General features: G+C 72.1%; 18 protein-coding genes. 16 read left to right on the top strand and 2 right to left on the bottom strand.

Features of this window, described 5'->3' with window-relative positions:
- The first annotated feature begins 25 nt into the window (after positions 1-25).
- Positions 26-1387: a replication-associated recombination protein A gene (locus ABD361_RS07990; protein WP_344434124.1), complete on the top strand. Its 1362-nt coding sequence runs from the start codon at positions 26-28 to the stop codon at positions 1385-1387.
- Between the two features lie 139 nt (positions 1388-1526).
- Here ABD361_RS07990 and ABD361_RS07985 read toward each other — a convergent pair whose 3' ends face one another.
- Complete coding sequence (locus ABD361_RS07985) at positions 1527-2153, bottom strand: DUF2470 domain-containing protein (protein WP_344434123.1); 627 nt, start codon at positions 2151-2153, stop codon at positions 1527-1529.
- Positions 2154-2354: 201 nt separating this feature from the next.
- On the opposite strand from ABD361_RS07985, the gene rpsD reads away from it, so the two are divergent.
- The 15 genes from rpsD to nusB all read left to right on the top strand — a co-directional run bounded on the left by rpsD (position 2355) and on the right by nusB (position 16075).
- Positions 2355-2969: a 30S ribosomal protein S4 gene (gene rpsD, locus ABD361_RS07980; protein ID WP_344434122.1), complete on the top strand. Its 615-nt coding sequence runs from the start codon at positions 2355-2357 to the stop codon at positions 2967-2969.
- A 195-nt stretch (positions 2970-3164) separates the two neighbouring features.
- Complete coding sequence (locus tag ABD361_RS07975) at positions 3165-3602, top strand: DUF948 domain-containing protein (RefSeq protein WP_344434121.1); 438 nt, start codon at positions 3165-3167, stop codon at positions 3600-3602.
- 7 nt (positions 3603-3609) lie between these two features.
- Entirely contained in the window at positions 3610-3933 is a 324-nt protein-coding gene (locus ABD361_RS07970; RefSeq protein ID WP_344434120.1) for a DUF6167 family protein, read from the top strand.
- On the top strand, positions 3933-6602 hold the full coding sequence (gene alaS, locus ABD361_RS07965) for an alanine--tRNA ligase (RefSeq protein ID WP_344434119.1): 2670 nt from the start codon (positions 3933-3935) through the stop codon (positions 6600-6602). Before ABD361_RS07970 ends, alaS begins: the two co-directional genes overlap by 1 nt.
- A gap of 4 nt (positions 6603-6606) precedes the next feature.
- The gene (gene ruvX / locus ABD361_RS07960; protein ID WP_344434118.1) at positions 6607-7071 is read left to right on the top strand and encodes a Holliday junction resolvase RuvX; all 465 of its coding nucleotides are present in this window, start codon (positions 6607-6609) and stop codon (positions 7069-7071) included.
- 125 nt (positions 7072-7196) lie between these two features.
- The gene (gene mltG, locus ABD361_RS07955) at positions 7197-8870 is read left to right on the top strand and encodes an endolytic transglycosylase MltG (protein WP_344434117.1); all 1674 of its coding nucleotides are present in this window, start codon (positions 7197-7199) and stop codon (positions 8868-8870) included.
- A complete protein-coding gene (locus ABD361_RS07950; RefSeq protein WP_344434116.1) occupies positions 8867-9700 on the top strand; it encodes a shikimate dehydrogenase in 834 nt (277 codons plus the stop codon). The genes mltG and ABD361_RS07950 overlap by 4 nt, the downstream gene beginning before the upstream one ends.
- A gap of 130 nt (positions 9701-9830) precedes the next feature.
- The gene (gene aroC / locus ABD361_RS07945) at positions 9831-11015 is read left to right on the top strand and encodes a chorismate synthase (protein WP_344434115.1); all 1185 of its coding nucleotides are present in this window, start codon (positions 9831-9833) and stop codon (positions 11013-11015) included.
- The gene (locus tag ABD361_RS07940) at positions 11012-11566 is read left to right on the top strand and encodes a shikimate kinase (RefSeq protein WP_344434113.1); all 555 of its coding nucleotides are present in this window, start codon (positions 11012-11014) and stop codon (positions 11564-11566) included. Before aroC ends, ABD361_RS07940 begins: the two co-directional genes overlap by 4 nt.
- A gap of 7 nt (positions 11567-11573) precedes the next feature.
- Positions 11574-12665, top strand: a complete 1092-nt coding sequence (aroB, locus tag ABD361_RS07935) for a 3-dehydroquinate synthase (RefSeq protein ID WP_344434112.1) — start codon at positions 11574-11576, stop codon at positions 12663-12665.
- Positions 12662-13105 carry a type II 3-dehydroquinate dehydratase gene (aroQ, locus tag ABD361_RS07930; protein ID WP_344434111.1) on the top strand — a complete coding sequence of 148 codons (444 nt, stop codon included), beginning with the start codon at positions 12662-12664 and terminating at the stop codon, positions 13103-13105. Before aroB ends, aroQ begins: the two co-directional genes overlap by 4 nt.
- Before the next feature lie 123 nt (positions 13106-13228).
- Entirely contained in the window at positions 13229-13852 is a 624-nt protein-coding gene (locus ABD361_RS07925) for an AAA family ATPase (protein ID WP_344434110.1), read from the top strand.
- Between the two features lie 59 nt (positions 13853-13911).
- Positions 13912-15021, top strand: a complete 1110-nt coding sequence (locus ABD361_RS07920; protein WP_344434109.1) for a M24 family metallopeptidase — start codon at positions 13912-13914, stop codon at positions 15019-15021.
- Positions 15022-15071: 50 nt separating this feature from the next.
- A complete protein-coding gene (gene efp / locus ABD361_RS07915; RefSeq protein ID WP_344434107.1) occupies positions 15072-15638 on the top strand; it encodes an elongation factor P in 567 nt (188 codons plus the stop codon).
- A gap of 2 nt (positions 15639-15640) precedes the next feature.
- Positions 15641-16075, top strand: coding sequence for a transcription antitermination factor NusB (gene nusB, locus ABD361_RS07910; protein ID WP_344434106.1), 435 nt, complete (start codon positions 15641-15643; stop codon positions 16073-16075).
- A 108-nt stretch (positions 16076-16183) separates the two neighbouring features.
- Here nusB and bldD read toward each other — a convergent pair whose 3' ends face one another.
- A complete protein-coding gene (gene bldD, locus ABD361_RS07905) occupies positions 16184-16684 on the bottom strand; it encodes a transcriptional regulator BldD (RefSeq protein ID WP_004948690.1) in 501 nt (166 codons plus the stop codon).
- Positions 16685-16816 lie beyond the last annotated feature (132 nt).

Below are 16816 nucleotides of genomic sequence, written 5' to 3'. Positions count from 1 at the left end.
CAGAGGCAGGGCTTAGGGTTTCGGTGTGGAGCCCGACCTGTTCACCGCAGCCGCAGAGGACCGCCAGGAGAAGGACCCGGCGGCCAGCCCGCTGGCCGTCCGCATGCGTCCCCGCAACCTCGACGAGGTCGTCGGGCAGGGGCATCTCCTGCGGCCCGGCTCGCCGCTGCGCCGCCTCGTGGGAGAGGGCAGCGGCGGGCCCGCCGGCCCCTCCTCGGTGATCCTCTGGGGCCCGCCCGGCACCGGCAAGACGACCCTGGCCTACGTCGTCAGCCAGGCCACCAACAAGCGCTTCGTGGAGCTCTCCGCGATCACCGCGGGCGTCAAGGAGGTCCGGGCCGTCATCGACGGCGCCCGCCGCGCCTCGGGCGGCTACGGCAAGGAGACCGTCCTCTTCCTCGACGAGATCCACCGCTTCAGCAAGGCCCAGCAGGACTCCCTGCTGCCCGCCGTGGAGAACCGCTGGGTCACTCTCATCGCGGCCACCACGGAGAACCCCTACTTCTCGATCATCTCGCCGCTGCTCTCGCGCTCCCTGCTGCTGACCCTGCAGGCCCTGACCGACGACGACCTGCGCGGCCTGATCCACCGCGCCCTCACCGACGAGCGGGGCCTCGGCGGGGCGGTCACGCTCCCCGAGGACACCGAGGCCCACCTGCTGCGCATCGCCGGCGGGGACGCGCGCCGGGCGCTGACCGCCCTGGAGGCGGGCGCCGGCTCGGCCCTCGCCCAGGGCGAGGCGGAGATCACCCTGGAGACGCTGGAGGCCGCGGTCGACCGCGCGGCCGTGAAGTACGACCGAGCCGGCGACCAGCACTACGACGTGGCCAGCGCGCTGATCAAGTCCATCCGCGGCTCGGACGTCGACGCCACGCTGCACTACCTGGCGCGCATGATCGAGGCGGGGGAGGACCCGCGGTTCATCGCCCGCCGGCTGATGATCTCCGCCAGCGAGGACATCGGGCTGGCCGACCCCACCGCGCTGCAGACGGCCGTCGCGGGGGCCCAGGCCGTGGCCATGATCGGCTTTCCCGAGGCGCGGATCACCCTGAGCCAGGTCGCGGTGGCGCTGGCCCTGGCCCCGAAGTCCAACGCCGCGTACCTGGCGATCGACGCGGCCCTGGCGGACGTACGGGCGGGCCTGGCCGGCCCCGTCCCCGCGCACCTGCGGGACAGCCACTACAAGGGCGCGCAGAAACTGGGGCACGGGCAGGGGTACGTCTACCCGCACGACGTGCCGGGCGGGATCGCGGCGCAGCAGTACGCGCCGGACGCGGTGCACGGCAAGCGGTACTACGAGCCGACGCGGTACGGGGCGGAGGCGCGCTACGCGGACGTGGTGGAGCGGGTCCGCTCGCGCTTGCGGGGCGAGCCGCAGGGGGAGTAGGCCGCGGTGCCCCGTAAGGGGCGCGGGGCAGTGTCGATCTGCGGCTCCGCCGCGCGGGCGCGACAAGCCGTGGCGCCTCGGCTGCGGGCCGTCGGTGGCTGATCGCGCAGTTCCCCGCGCCCCTTGCGGGGCGCAGGCGCTACAGGCCCGCGGAGGCGAAGAGGCGGTGCATCTCGGTGCGCAGGGCGCGGATGTCGCCCACCGGGTGGGGGAACTCGAAGCGGGCGTCCACGTGGCCGCTCGCGCCCGCGAAGGTGAAGCGCACCCGCAGGCCGAAGCGGTCCAGGGCCAGGGGCACCGCCGAGGCGCACCCCGGCATGTCCAGCAGCGCCGCCAGCGCCCGTACCTGGTCGTCGTGGCCCACGTGCAGGTGCTGCAGCAGTTCCGCCTCGTACGAGGCCAGCGGGTCGGCGGAGGCGCGGGCGAAGTCCTCGGGGGTGACGGATTGCGCGCCCCACAGGTCGTCGACGTACGCTGCGGCCGGCTCCAGCCGCAGGACGCCGTCGGCGCGGGTGAGCCGGCCGGTGATGCGGGCCCGGCCGCGGATGCGGTCGCGCACGGCGACCGGGGCGACGTCGACGAGTTCGAGCACCGCGGTGGTCGTCCCGTTGAGGTGCCCGCCGCCCAGCAGGATCTCGCCGCTTCGGCCCACGGAGCGCGGCTCCAGCACGTGCAGCGGCTCGGTTGCGGGGGCCCCTGGAATCAGCAGGGCCGCGGAGCATGTACTCTGTACGAGAGTTCGTGTGCGTTCGGCTGCTGACGGCATCCGGGCGATCTCAAGTCCGCTGGGACGCGGCTGACCACGATCTGATCGGACCTCCGTCACGTCGACGCCTTCTGAAGCGTCGGATCCCTTCGTGGATCCTTTCGTGCTGTCCGTGATGTGACTGGTGTTCCCCGGACGAGACATGCGATCTCCTTGAGTAAGGTAAGCCTAACCTAACTTATCAACGGAGGTCTGGAGAACGTGCCTAACCAGTCGCGTCCCAAGGTCAAGAAGTCTCGTGCGCTCGGCATTGCGCTGACCCCGAAGGCCGTCAAGTACTTCGAGGCCCGCCCCTACCCGCCGGGTGAGCACGGCCGTGGCCGCAAGCAGAACTCGGACTACAAGGTCCGTCTGCTCGAGAAGCAGCGTCTGCGCGCCCAGTACGACATCAGCGAGAAGCAGATGGCGCGCGCCTACGACCGCGCCAAGAAGGCCGAGGGCAAGACCGGCGAGGCGCTGGTCGTCGAGCTCGAGCGCCGTCTCGACGCCCTGGTCCTGCGTTCGGGCATCGCCCGCACCATCTACCAGGCCCGCCAGATGGTCGTCCACGGCCACCTCGAGGTCAACGGCAAGAAGGTCGACAAGCCGTCCTTCCGCGTCCGCCCGAACGACGTCGTGATGGTCCGCGAGCGCAGCCGCTCCAAGGCCCTCTTCGAGACGGCCCGCGCCGGTGGCTTCGCCGCCGACGGCGAGACCCCGCGCTACCTCCAGGTCAACCTGGCCGCGCTGGCCTTCCGCCTGGACCGCGAGCCGAACCGCAAGGAGATCCCGGTCATCTGCGACGAGCAGCTGGTCGTCGAGTACTACGCCCGCTGACGCGGACGCAGCAACTCCCTTCTTCGCCCTGCCCGCCGACTTCGCCCGCCCCTGCGGCGGCGAGCCGGCGGGCTTGCGCGTTCCCGGAGCCGGACGCGCGCGTACGGCCCGGTAATGCGGTACGGGCCGGTGCGCCCGGCGCGATAAGGTCGGTACGACCAGTAGTGACGTGCAACAGCTAGGGAGCGGTGCAGCGTGTCCGGTGGAGAGGTGGCCGGGATCCTCGTGGCCGTCTTCTGGGCGATCCTGGTGTCGTTCATCGCGCTGGCCCTGGTGCGGCTCGCGCAGACGCTGAAGGCCGCCACCCGGCTGGTCTCCGACATCTCCGAGCAGGCCGTGCCCCTGCTCGCCGACGCCTCCGCGACCGTCCGCTCGGCGAACCACCAGCTCGCCCGCGTCGACTCGATCACCGCGGACGTCCAGGAGGTCACCGCGAACGCCTCCGCGCTGTCCTCCACCGTCTCCACCGCCTTCGGCGGGCCCCTGGTCAAGGTCGCCGCGTTCAGCTACGGCGTGCGCCGCGCGATCGGCCGCAAGGCAGCGCCCGAGGCACAGCAGCAGAGCACCGTTCTCGCCGGCCGGACGCTCCCGTCCGCCCGGCGCGGCGGCCGCCGTACCCGTGGGAAGGGCTGACCCAGAAATGTTCCGCCGCGCCTTCTGGTTCACCACCGGTGTAGCAGCCGGTGTGTGGGCCACCACCAAGGTCAACCGCAAGCTGGCCAAGCTCACTCCGGAGAGCCTGGCCCTGCAGGCGGCGGACCGGGCGGTCGTCGCCGGCCGCAAGGTCAAGCTCTTCGCACTCGACGTGCGCGACGGCATGGCACACCGGGAAGAGGCGCTCAAGGAGGCGCTCGGCCTGAACGCCGCGCCCCCCGAGCCCCGTGCACTTCCCGAGCAGCGCCGCCTGGTCGCGCTCGAACCGCCCCACCCCCACCACACGCTCACCCGGAAAGAGGACCACTGATGGAGTCGGCTGAAATCCGCAGGCGCTGGCTGCGCTTCTTCGAGGAGCGCGGGCACACCGTCGTGCCGTCGGCGTCGCTCATCGCGGACGACCCGACCCTGCTGCTGGTCAACGCGGGCATGGTGCCCTTCAAGCCGTACTTCCTCGGCGAGGTGAAGCCCTCCTTCACCCGCGCCACCAGCGTGCAGAAGTGCGTGCGCACGCCGGACATCGAGGAGGTCGGCAAGACCACCCGACACGGCACGTTCTTCCAGATGTGCGGCAACTTCTCCTTCGGCGACTACTTCAAGGAAGGCGCGATCAAGTACGCCTGGGAGCTGCTGACGACTCCCGTGGCGGAGGGCGGCTACGGCCTGGAGCCGGAGAAGCTCTGGATCACCGTCTACCTGGACGACGACGAGGCCGAGCGCATCTGGCGCGACGTCGTCGGCGTGCCCGCCCAGCGCATCCAGCGCCTGGGCAAGAAGGAGAACTTCTGGTCCATGGGCGTGCCCGGCCCGTGCGGCCCGTGCTCCGAGATCAACTACGACCGGGGCCCGGAGTTCGGCATCGAGGGCGGCCCGGCCGTCAACGACGAGCGCTACGTGGAGATCTGGAACCTGGTCTTCATGCAGTACGAGCGCGGTGCCGGCGAGGGCAAGGAGGACTTCCCGATCCTCGGCGACCTGCCCGCCCAGAACATCGACACCGGCCTCGGTCTGGAGCGCCTGGCGATGATCCTGCAGGGCGTGCAGAACATGTACGAGACCGACACCCTGCGCGTCGTGATCGACAAGGCCACCGAGCTGACCGGCGTCCGCTACGGCCACAGCAAGGACACTGACGTCTCCCTGCGCGTGGTCGCCGACCACCTGCGCACCTCGACGATGCTCATCGGCGACGGCGTCACCCCCGGCAACGAGGGCCGCGGCTACGTGCTGCGCCGCATCATGCGCCGCGCCATCCGCAACATGCGCATGCTGGGCGCCACCGGCCCGGTCGTCGCCGAGCTGCTCGACGTCGTCATCCGCACGATGGGCCAGCAGTACCCGGAGCTGATCACCGACCGCTCGCGCATCGAGACCGTCGCGCTCGCCGAGGAGGCCGCCTTCCTCAAGACGCTGAAGGCCGGCACCAACATCCTCGACACCGCCGTCACCGAGACCAAGGCCGCCGGCGGCACGGTCCTCGCCGGCGACAAGGCGTTCCTGCTCCACGACACCTGGGGCTTCCCGATCGACCTCACCCTCGAGATGGCCGCCGAGCAGGGCCTGAAGGTGGACGAGGACGGCTTCCGCCGCCTGATGAAGGAGCAGCGGGAGCGGGCCAAGGCCGACGCCAAGGCCAAGAAGACCGGTCATGCCGACCTGTCCGCCTACCGCGAGGTGGCTGACACCGCCGGCGCCACCGACTTCACCGGCTACACCCTCACCGAGGGCGAGTCGACCGTCGTCGGCCTGCTCGTCGACGGCCTGCCCTCGCCGGCCGCCTCCGAGGGCGACGAGGTCGAGGTCGTCCTCGACCGCACCCCCTTCTACGCCGAGGGCGGCGGCCAGCTCGCCGACACCGGCCGCATCAAGCTGGACAACGGCGCCGTCATCGAGATCCGCGACGTCCAGAAGCCCGTCCCGGGCGTCCACGTCCACAAGGGCGTCGTCCAGGTCGGCGAGGTCACCGTCGGTGCCTCCGCCTACGCCGCGATCGACGTCCGGCGCCGCCGCGCCATCGCCCGCGCCCACAGCGCCACCCACCTCACCCACCAGGCGCTGCGCGACGCGCTGGGCCCGACGGCCGCCCAGGCCGGTTCGGAGAACTCCCCGGGCCGCTTCCGCTTCGACTTCGGCTCGCCGACCGCCGTGCCCGGCACCGTGCTGACCGACGTCGAGCAGCGCATCAACGAGGTCCTCTCCCGCGAGCTGGACGTCCAGGCCGAGGTGATGAGCCTGGAGGACGCCAAGAAGCAGGGCGCCATCGCCGAGTTCGGCGAGAAGTACGGCGAGCGCGTGCGCGTGGTGACCATCGGCGACTTCTCCAAGGAGCTGTGCGGCGGCACGCACGTGCACAACACCTCCCAGCTGGGCCTGGTCAAGCTGCTGGGCGAGTCCTCCATCGGCTCCGGCGTGCGCCGCGTGGAGGCCCTCGTCGGTGCCGACGCCTACAACTTCCTGGCCAAGGAGCACACGGTCGTCGCCCAGCTCACCGAGCTGGTCAAGGGCCGCCCGGAGGAGCTGCCGGAGAAGATCTCGGGCATGCTCGCCAAGCTCAAGGAGGCCGAGAAGGAGATCGAGCGCTTCCGCGCCGAGAAGGTCCTGCAGGCCGCGGCCGGTCTGGCCGAGGGCGCCAAGGACATCCACGGCGTCGCCTTCGTCGCGGGCAGGGTGCCGGACGGCACGGGCGCCGACGACCTGCGCAAGCTGGTGCTGGACGTGCGCGGGCGCATCACCGGCGGCCGCCCGGCCGTCGTGGCCCTGTTCACCGTGGCGGGCGGCCGCCCGCTGACCGTGATCGCCACCAACGAGGTCGCTCGCGAGCGCGGCCTGAAGGCCGGCGACCTGGTCCGCACCGCGGCCAAGACCCTCGGCGGCGGTGGCGGCGGCAAGCCGGACGTCGCCCAGGGCGGCGGTCAGAACCCCGAGGCCGTCGACGAGGCGATCGCCGCCGTCGAGCGCCTCGTCGCGGAAGCGGCCTGAGGCCGTGCGACGCGGCAGGCGCATCGCCGTGGACGTCGGGGACGCCCGGATCGGGGTCGCCTCGTGCGACCCCGACGGGATCCTCGCCACTCCGGTCGAGACCGTGCCGGGACGTGACATCCCGCAGGCCCACAAGCGGCTGGTGGCGATCGTCGCGGAGTACGAGCCCCTTGAGGTCGTCGTCGGTCTGCCCCGCTCCCTCAAGGGGGGAGAGGGGCCGGCCGCGGCCAAGGTCCGCACGTTCGCCAAGGAGATGGCCCGGCGCATCGCGCCGGTGCCCGTCCGGCTGGTCGACGAGCGGATGACGACGGTCACCGCGACCCAGGGGCTGCGCGCCTCGGGCGTCAGCTCCAAGAAGGGGCGCTCGGTCGTCGACCAGGCGGCCGCCGTGGTCATCCTGCAGAACGCCCTGGAGACCGAGAAGGTCTCCGGGCGTCCGCCGGGGGAGACCGTCGAAGTGGTCATCTGATCGCAATACGGTAACGTTCCGCGCGACATGGCAGCTGTTCGAATGTCTTCCGGGCAGGACCAGGCATCGGACTCTCGCGCTCACCGAGCGCTCAACGGCTGCCGCTGTGCGGCTCTAGGGGACAGATGACTGAGTACGGCCGGGGTTCCGGCTCCCAACCGTGGCACCCGGAGGATCCCCTGTACGGGGACCAGGGGTACCACGGGCAGCAGTACGGGCAGCAGCCGGCGCAGCCCCATCACCCCGGTCCGCAGCAGCAGTACGGCGGCTGGGACTCCTCGCAGGGCGCGGGGAGTCCCTACCCCGCCGGCCACGGCGACCCCTACGCGAGCCACGGCGGCAACACCACCACGTACGGCGGCCAGCAGGGCGCCTATTACGACCAGGCGAACCCGGCCGGGCAGCCCGGCGGATACCCCCAGCAGCACATGCCTCAGCAGCACATCCCCCAGCAGCCGCACGCCCCCCAGCAGGCCCAGGTGCCCCAGCAGCCGTACGCCGGGGAACGGCACGGCCCGCACGACACCGGGGCGCATCCGGCGCCGGTCCCGCCCGCGCAGGAGACCTGGCACTCCGAGCCCGGCGAGGAGCGGATCTCCCTCTTCGACGACCCCGCCGACGAGCCGCTGCCCGGCGACGAGCCGGAACCCGCCGCCGAGGAGCGCGGCCGCGAGCGCCGCGGCAAGGGCAAGGGTCGCGACAAGGGGCGCGAGAAGAAGAACAAGCGCCGCAGCGGCACCGCCTGCCTGCTGGTCGCCGTGGTCCTCGTCGGTGGTGTGGGCGGTGGCGGCTACCTCGCCTACGACTACTGGCAGACCCACTACGGCGCCGCGCCCGACTACGACGGCGAGGGCAGCGGCCAGGTCCAGGTCGAGATCCCCAAGGGCGCCTCCCTGACCCAGATGGGCCAGGTCCTGGAGAAGGCCGGCGTGGTCAAGAGCGTCGGCGCCTTCACCGAGGCGGCGGCCAAGGCGTCCATCCAGCCGGGCACGTACAGCCTGCACAAGGAGATGTCCGGCAAGGCGGCCGTCGCGATGATGACGAACTCCGCCAACTTCCTCGTCATCGCCGAGGGCCTGCGCGCCGGCGAGGTCTACGCGACGATCGACAAGAAGCTCGGCATCCCGGCGGGCACCACCAAGAACGTCGCCCGCAGCCAGGCGAAGAACCTCGGCCTGCCCGAGTGGGCGGGCGGCGAGTCCAGCATCAAGGACCCCCTGGAGGGCTTCCTCTTCCCCTCGCAGTACAGCGCGGGCAAGGGCACCAAGCCCGAGGACGTCCTGCGCCAGATGGTCGCCCGGGCCAAGGAGAACTACGACAAGCAGGACGTCGTCGGCAAGGCCCAGCAGCTCGGCCTGAAGTCGCCGCTGCAGGTGGTCACCGTCGCCAGCCTCGTCCAGGCCGAGGGCCGCTACAAGCACGACTTCGACAAGGTCTCCCGCGTCATCTACAACCGGCTCAAGCCGGACAACAAGGAGACCTACGGCCTGCTCGACTTCGACTCCACGGTCAACTACGCCAAGAACACCAGCACGCTGGACACCGGCGCCGTCAGCGACCTGCGGAAGTTCAACGACCCGTACAACACCTACAAGATCAAGGGCCTGCCCCCCGGCCCCATCGACAACCCCGGCCTGGAGGCGCTGACGTCCGCCCTCAACCCGGCGGCCGGCCCCTGGTACTACTTCGTGTCGATCAACGAGAACGAGACGCTGTTCGCCGTGACCAACGAGGAGCACAACAAGAACCGGCAGCGCTACGAGCAGGAGAGCAAGCAGAAGAAGGCGGCCGCCCGATGACTGCCCGGCGCCGGGCCGCCGTCCTCGGCTCGCCCATCGCGCACTCGCTCTCGCCCGTGCTGCACCGCGCCGCCTACGCGGAGCTGGGCCTGGCGGAGTGGACGTACGACCGGTTCGAGGTGGACGAGGCCGCCCTGCCCTGCTTCGTCGAGACGCTCGACGACACCTGGGCCGGGCTGTCGCTGACCATGCCCCTCAAGCGGGCCGTCATCCCCCTGCTCGACGAGATCAGCCCCACCGCCGAGGCCGTCGAGGCCGTCAACACCCTCGTCCTGACCGGCGACGGCCGGCGCCTGGGCGAGAACACCGACATCCCCGGCCTGATCGCGGCCCTGCGCGAGCGGGGCGTGGAGAAGGTGGAGTCCGCCGCCGTCCTTGGCGCCGGCGCCACCGCCTCCTCCGCGCTCGCCGCCCTCGCCCGCATCTGCACCGGCGAGGTCACCGCGTACGTCCGCAGCCCCGAGCGCGCCGCCGAGATGCGGCACTGGGGCGAGCGGCTCGGCGTGCCCGTCCGCACGGCGGACTGGACCCGCGCCGCCGAGGCCCTGGGCGCCCCGCTGGTGGTCTCCACCACGCCGGCCGGCGCCACCGACGCCCTGGCCGCGGCCGTGCCCGAGCGGCCCGGGACGCTCTTCGACGTGCTGTACGAGCCCTGGCCCACCCCGCTGGCCGCCGCCTGGAGCGCCCGCGGCGGCGCCGTCCTGGGCGGCCTGGACCTCCTGGTGCACCAGGCCGTGCTGCAGGTCGAGCTCATGACCGGCCGCGCCCCGGCCCCCCTGGCCGCCATGCGCGCCGCCGGCGAGGCGGCGCTGGCCGCCCGCGGGACCTGACGGATCCTGCAGCGGACGCCCGCATTCCGTACCGATCCGTCCGTACCGTGGACCTGTGCCGGGACCACCGGCGGCTCGTGGGAGGATCGGAGCGAGCATTTCGCATGGCCATGGCTACTGAGGAGCACCGTTGAGCAGGTTGCGCTGGCTGACCGCGGGGGAGTCGCACGGCCCCGCACTGGTTGCGACGCTGGAGGGTCTGCCCGCCGGCGTGCCGATCACCACGGAGATGGTGGCGGACCACCTGGCGCGGCGGCGCCTCGGCTATGGGCGCGGTGCTCGCATGAAGTTCGAGCGCGACGAGGTCACCTTCCTCGGCGGCGTCCGGCACGGCCTGTCCATGGGCTCGCCCGTCGCGGTCATGGTGGGCAACACCGAGTGGCCCAAGTGGGAGCAGGTCATGGCCGCCGACCCGGTGGACCCGGCCGAGCTCGCCGAGCTGGCCCGCAACGCCCCGCTCACGCGCCCCCGCCCCGGCCACGCCGACCTCGCCGGCATGCAGAAGTACGGTTTCGACGAGGCCCGCCCCGTCCTGGAGCGCGCCTCCGCCCGGGAGACCGCCGCTCGCGTCGCGCTCGGCGCCGTGGCCCGCTCCTTCCTGAAGGAGACGGCCGGCATCGAGATCGTCTCCCACGTCGTCGAGCTCGCCTCCGCCAAGGCCCCCTACGGCGTGTACCCCACGCCCGCCGACGTCGAGCGGCTGGACGCCGACCCGGTGCGCTGCCTCGACCAGGACGCGAGCAAGGCGATGGTCGCCGAGATCGACCAGGCCCACAAGGACGGCGACACCCTCGGTGGCGTCGTCGAGGTCCTCGCCTACGGCGTCCCCGTCGGCCTCGGCTCGCACGTCCACTGGGACCGCCGCCTGGACGCGCGCCTCGCGGCTGCGCTGATGGGCATCCAGGCGATCAAGGGCGTCGAGGTCGGCGACGGCTTCGAGCTGGCCCGCGTGCCCGGGTCCAAGGCGCACGACGAGATCGTCCCCACCGAGGACGGCATCCGCCGCGCCTCCGGCCGCTCCGGCGGCACCGAGGGCGGTCTGACCACGGGCGAGCTGCTGCGCGTCCGTGCCGCCATGAAGCCCATCGCCACCGTCCCGCGCGCGCTGCGCACCGTGGACGTCACCACCGGCGAGCCGGCCGCGGCCCACCACCAGCGCTCCGACGTCTGCGCCGTGCCGGCCGCCGGCATCGTCGCCGAGGCCATGGTCGCCCTCGTCCTGGCCGACGCGGTGGTGGAGAAGTTCGGCGGCGACAGCGTCGCCGAGACCCGCCGCAACATCCGCGGCTACCTCGAGAACCTGGCCATCAAGTGACCCCGCCGCCCCTCGTCGTCCTGGTGGGCCCGCCCGGCGCGGGCAAGTCCACCATCGGCGCCCTGCTCGCCGAGCGGCTGGGCACCGGCTACCGGGACACCGACGCCGACATCGAGGCCACCGCGGGCAAGCCCATCCCGGAGATCTTCATCGACGAGGGCGAGCCGCACTTCCGCGCGCTGGAGCGGCAGGCCGTGCGCGCCGCCGTGGCCGAGCACCCCGGCGTGCTCGCCCTCGGCGGCGGCGCCGTCATGGACGAGGGCACCCGGGCCCTGCTCAAGGGCCTGCCGGTGGTCTTCCTCGACGTCGACCTGGCCGACGCCGTGCGCCGCGTCGGCCTGGACGCCCCGCGCCCGCTGCTGGCCGTCAACCCGCGCAAGCGCTGGCGCGAGCTGATGGAGCAGCGCCGGCCGCTGTACACCGAGGTGGCCGCCGCCGTCGTCACCACCGGCGGCCGCACGCCGGACGAGGTCGCCGACGCCGTCACCGAGGCGCTGGCGCTGCGGCCCGCGCCGACGCCCACCACCGACACCACTGACTCCCCGCAGTGAGGAACGCATGACCGACGCCCCCACCCGCATCCAGGTCGCCGGCAGCGCGGGCACCGACCCGTACGAGGTCCTGGTCGGCCACCAGCTGCTCGGTGAACTGCCCGGCCTGATCGGGCCGCAGGCCAAGCGCGTGGCCGTGCTGCACCCCGAAGCCCTCGCCGCCACCGGCGAGGCGCTGCGCGAGGACCTCGCCGCGCAGGGCTTCGAGACGATCGCGATCCAGCTGCCCAACGCCGAGGAGGCCAAGACCGCCGAGGTCGCCGCCTACTGCTGGAAGGCGCTGGGCCAGTCCAAGTTCACCCGCACCGACGTCATCGTCGGCGTGGGCGGCGGCGCCACCACCGACCTCGCCGGGTTCGTGGCCGCCACCTGGCTGCGGGGCGTGCGCTGGATCGCGGTGCCGACGACCGTTCTGGGCATGGTCGACGCCGCCGTGGGCGGCAAGACCGGCATCAACACCGCCGAGGGCAAGAACCTCGTCGGTGCCTTCCACCCGCCCGCCGGCGTGCTGTGCGACCTGGCCGCGCTGGAGTCGCTGCCCGTCAACGACTACGTCAGCGGCCTCGCCGAGATCATCAAGGCCGGCTTCATCGCCGACCCGGTCATCCTCGACCTCATCGAGGCCGACCCGCAGGCCGCCCGCACGCCGCACGGCCCGCACGCCGCCGAGCTCATCGAGCGGGCGATCCGGGTGAAGGCCGAGGTCGTCTCCGGCGACCTCAAGGAGTCCGGCCGCCGCGAGATCCTCAACTACGGCCACACCCTCGCCCACGCCATCGAGAAGAACGAGCGCTACAACTGGCGCCACGGCGCCGCCGTGGCCGTCGGCATGGTCTTCGCCGCCGAGCTCGGCCGCATCGCCGGGCGCCTGGACGACGCGACCGCCGACCGGCACCGTGCGGTCCTGGAGTCCGTCGGGCTGCCGGTGACCTACCGCGGCGACCAGTGGCCCCGGCTGCTGGAGACCATGAAGGTCGACAAGAAGTCGCGCGGCGACCGCCTGCGCTTCATCGTCCTCGACGGCCTGGCCAAGCCCACCGTGCTGGAGGGCCCGGACCCGGCCATGCTGCTGGCCGCACACGCGGAGATCGCGGCGTGAGCGCGCGCCGTGTTCTCGTCCTCAACGGCCCCAACCTCGGCCGCCTCGGCTCCCGCGAACCCGACGTCTACGGCTCGACGTCCTACAAGGGACTCGTCGAGGAGTGCACCCGCCTCGGCGCCGAGCTCGGCTTCGAGGTCGAGGTGCGCGAGACCAACGACGAGGGCGAACTCGTGCGCTGGCTCCACGAGGCGGCCGACGGCTCCCTGCCGGTGGTCATCAATCCCGGGGCCTTCACGCACTATTCGTACGCGATGCGGGACGCCGCGGCGCAGCGGACGGCACCGCTGATCGAGGTGCACATCTCGAACCCCTACGCCCGGGAGGAGTTCCGTCACACGTCGGTGATCGCGGCGGTGGCGAGCGGTACGGTGGCCGGGTTCGGGATCGGCTCCTACCGGCTCGCGCTGCGCGCGCTGGCGGAGGAACTCGCTGCCTGACGCACTCGTTGTTCTCGAACGCCGGACGGGCTGAATACAGCGCGTCCGGCGTTTTGAGGACCGGGGTCCGGGGCGGAGCCCCGGGAAACGAACCACCGCACGAAAACGGAGCGTGCCACAGAGATGCAGCAGCCCGTGGGGCCGCCGTTGCCCCCCGCCCATCCGCCGATGCCGGCCGTGCCGCCGGCGGACGCGACCACCGCCGCCGTGGCGGTGCTGCTCATCGGGCCCGCCGGGGCGGGCAAGACGACCGTCGCCCGGTACTGGGCGGACACCCGCCGGGTGCCGACGGCCCACATCAGCCTGGACGACGTCCGCGAGTGGGTGCGCTCCGGCTTCGCCGACCCGCAGTCGGGCTGGAACGAGCACTCGGAGGCGCAGTACCGCCTGGCCCGCCGTACCTGCGGCTTCGCCGCCCGCAACTTCCTCGCCAACGGCATCTCCTGCATCATCGACGACGCCGTCTTCCCCGACTGGCCCGCCGTCGGCCTCGGCGGCTGGAAGCGGCACGTGGGCCCGGGCCTGCTGCCGGTGGTGCTGCTGCCGGGCCTGGAGGTCGTGCTGGAGCGCAATGCCGAGCGCAGCGGCAACCGCCGCCTCGGCGACGAGGAGGTCGCCCGGATCCACGGCCGCATGGCCGGCTGGTACGGCTCGGGGCTGCCGATCATCGACAATTCGCAGCAGGACGTCGCCACCACGGCCCGCCTGATCGACGAGGTCGTGGCCCGGGCGCTGACCACCTGGTAACCGCTCGTCCGGAGGCGCTGGGGGAGCCGGAAGCCGCCGCCGAACGTACGCTCGGAGGCATGTCCGAGGTGTACGCGGCCCGGCGCGCCCGGCTGCGCGAGCGCTGTGCCGCGGGCGGCAGCGAGGCCGCCCTGGTCACCGGCGGCGCCAATGTCCGGTATCTGACGGGCGGTGCTCCGCCCGGCGCCGCGCTGCTCCTCGTTCCCGGCCACGACGTGCTGGTGTGCGCGGGGGACCCGTTCGCCGACGTCACGGGTGCCGGCCGGCCCGCCGACGACCTGCCCGTCCTGGTGCTGCCCTCGCCGGAGGGCGATCCGGCGGTGGCCGCCGCCGAGCGGGCGGTGGAGACCGGGGTGCGCTCGCTGGCCGTGGAGGAGCACCACCTGACCGTCTCCCGGCACCGCGCCGTGGTCTCGGTGGCGGCCCGCACGCGCCTGGTGGACCTGGGCCCGGCCGTGGAGCAGCAGCGGGTGGTCAAGGACGACGAGGAGATCTCCGCCCTGCGCATCGCGGCGGAGATCGCCGACCAGGCGCTCGGCGAGCTGCTGGAATCGATCCTGGTGGGCCGCACGGAGCGGCACCTGGCGCTGGAGCTGGAGCGCCGGCTGATCGACCACGGCGCGGACGGGGCGGCCTTCGCCACCTCGGTGGGCAGCGGCCCGCACTCCGGGCGGTGCGGCCACGTGCCCACCGACCGCAGGGTGGAGGAGGGGGACTTCCTGAGCGTCTGCCTGGGGGCGGACTATCGTGGATACCGGAGCGAGATCGCGCGTACGTTCGTCATCGGTGCCTCGCCGGCGGACTGGCAGATCGAGCTGTACGAGCAGGTCTTCGCCGCCCAGCGCGCGGGCCGCGAGGCCCTGGTGCCGGGCGCGGCCTACCGGGACGTGGACCGCGCGGCGCGCACCGTGCTGGAGGCCGCGGGCCACGGGGAGCGCGTGGGGCCCCGCATCGGCCACGGCGTGGGACTCGAAAACGACGAGGACCCTCGGTTGGCACCGTCGGCCATGGGTAAACTGGACGCTTGCGTGCCGGTCACCGTAGATCCGGGAGTCCACCTCCCGGGGCGGGGCGGCGTCCGGATCGATGACACGCTCGTCGTCCGCCCCGAGGCGGACGGCGGACCCGAGCTACTCACCATCACGACCAAAGAGCTGCTCGCGCTCTAGCGGGGCGCACCGCACTTTCTGGTTCCACCAGTCCAGGAGATTCCGCAACCGTGGCATCCACGAACGACCTCAAGAACGGCATGGTGCTCAAGCTCGAAGGCGGCCAGCTCTGGTCCGTCGTCGAGTTCCAGCACGTCAAGCCCGGCAAGGGCCCCGCCTTCGTCCGTACGAAGCTGAAGAACGTGCTCTCCGGCAAGGTCGTCGACAAGACCTTCAACGCCGGCGTCAAGGTCGAGACGGCCAACGTCGACAAGCGCGGTATGCAGTTCTCGTACATGGACGGCGACTACTTCGTGTTCATGGACATGGACACGTACGACCAGCTGCACATCGACCGCAAGACCGTCGGTGACGCCGCCAACTTCCTGATCGAGGGCTTCGAGGCCGTCGTCGCGCAGAACGAGGGCCAGGTGCTCTACGTCGAGCTCCCCGCCGCCGTCGAGCTGACCATCCAGCACACCGAGCCGGGCGTCCAGGGCGACCGCTCCACCGGTGGCTCCAAGCCCGCCACGCTGGAGACCGGCTACGAGATCCAGGTTCCGCTCTTCATCACCACGGGTGAGAAGATCAAGGTGGACACCCGTACCGGTGATTACCTCGGCCGGGTGAACAGCTAACCGTGTCCGCCCGTAGCAAGGCCCGTAAGCGCGCCTTCCAGATCCTCTTCGAGGCCGACCAGCGGGGCAGCGCCGTGCGGGACGTCCTCGCGGACTGGATCCGGCACGCGCGGTCCGACGACCGCCAGCCGCCGGTCAACCCGTACACGATGCAGCTGGTCGAGGGGTACGCCGAGCGCGCCCCCCGCATCGACGAGCTGATCGCCACCTACGCGATCGACTGGGACCTGGACCGGATGCCGGCCGCGGACCGCAGCATCGTGCGGCTCGGCGCGTACGAGCTGATCTGGGAGGACGAGACCCCGGACGCGGTGGCGATCGACGAGGCCGTGCAGCTCGCCAAGGAGTTCTCGACCGACGAATCGCCCGCCTTCGTCAACGGTCTCCTCGGCCGCTTCAAGGAGCTCAAGCCGAGCCTGCGGCGCGAGGGCAGCTGACCGGCGCCCACACCGCACACAGACCAACGCCGTGGGGCGGGAAACCGGATGGTTTCCCGCCCCACGGCGTTGGTGTGTCTTATGAGAAGCCGGAGACCGGGCTGGGGATCAGGCGTCCTCGTGCTGGACGGCGCGACGCGCATCGGCGTCGAGCACGCCCCAGCTGATCAGCTGCTCGGTGAGCACCGAGGGCGACTGGTCGTAGATCACGGCAAGGGTGCGCAGGTCGTCCTGGCGGATCGAGAGCACCTTGCCGTTGTAGTCGCCGCGCTGGCTCTGGATCGTGGCGGCGTAACGCTGCAGGGGGCCCGCCTTCTCGGCCGGGACGTGGGCGAGCCGCTCCAGGTCCAGGACCAGCTTCGGCGGGGGCTCGGCGGCGCCGCCGGGCGTGGTGCCGGGCAGCAGCTCCTGCACGGGCACGCCGTAGAAGTCGGCCAGCTCGGCAAGACGCTGCACGGTCACGGCACGGTCGCCGCGCTCGTACGAGCCCACTACCACGGCCTTCCAGCGACCCTGGGACTTCTCCTCGACGCCATGGAGGGAGAGGCCCTGCTGGGTGCGGATGGCGCGGAGCTTGGCCCCGAGCTGTTTGGCGTATTCGCTGGACATAAAGCTCCCCGGACGCTGTAACGACGAGCGGCGCATCCTCTGCGACTGCCGCGTGTCTGGTAACTCACTGTGAGGTTACGCAGCGTAATCTCGGTTCGTCAAGCCGAATGAGCCATACCCTCGGCCGTCAGG

It is taken from the genome of Streptomyces luteosporeus (genome assembly GCF_039532865.1).
GTDB classification, from domain to species: Bacteria; Actinomycetota; Actinomycetes; order Streptomycetales; family Streptomycetaceae; genus Streptomyces; species Streptomyces luteosporeus.
Note: the sequence above shows the minus strand (reverse complement) of the source record. Positions and strands in the feature narration are given on the sequence as shown.

What these genes read in the sequence shown, in the direction of transcription:
- mltG (WP_344434117.1), top strand. Translation starts at nt 7,197, where the DNA reads ATGACTGAGTACGGCCGGGGTTCCGGCTCCCAACCGTGGCACCCGGAG.
- ABD361_RS07950 (WP_344434116.1), top strand. Translation starts at nt 8,867, where the DNA reads ATGACTGCCCGGCGCCGGGCCGCCGTCCTCGGCTCGCCCATCGCGCAC.
- ABD361_RS07920 (WP_344434109.1), top strand. Translation starts at nt 13,912, where the DNA reads ATGTCCGAGGTGTACGCGGCCCGGCGCGCCCGGCTGCGCGAGCGCTGT.
- ABD361_RS07970 (WP_344434120.1), top strand. Translation starts at nt 3,610, where the DNA reads ATGTTCCGCCGCGCCTTCTGGTTCACCACCGGTGTAGCAGCCGGTGTG.
- aroB (WP_344434112.1), top strand. Translation starts at nt 11,574, where the DNA reads ATGACCGACGCCCCCACCCGCATCCAGGTCGCCGGCAGCGCGGGCACC.
- ABD361_RS07925 (WP_344434110.1), top strand. Translation starts at nt 13,229, where the DNA reads ATGCAGCAGCCCGTGGGGCCGCCGTTGCCCCCCGCCCATCCGCCGATG.
- bldD (WP_004948690.1), bottom strand. Translation starts at nt 16,684, where the DNA reads ATGTCCAGCGAATACGCCAAACAGCTCGGGGCCAAGCTCCGCGCCATC.
- ABD361_RS07985 (WP_344434123.1), bottom strand. Translation starts at nt 2,153, where the DNA reads ATGCCGTCAGCAGCCGAACGCACACGAACTCTCGTACAGAGTACATGC.
- alaS (WP_344434119.1), top strand. Translation starts at nt 3,933, where the DNA reads ATGGAGTCGGCTGAAATCCGCAGGCGCTGGCTGCGCTTCTTCGAGGAG.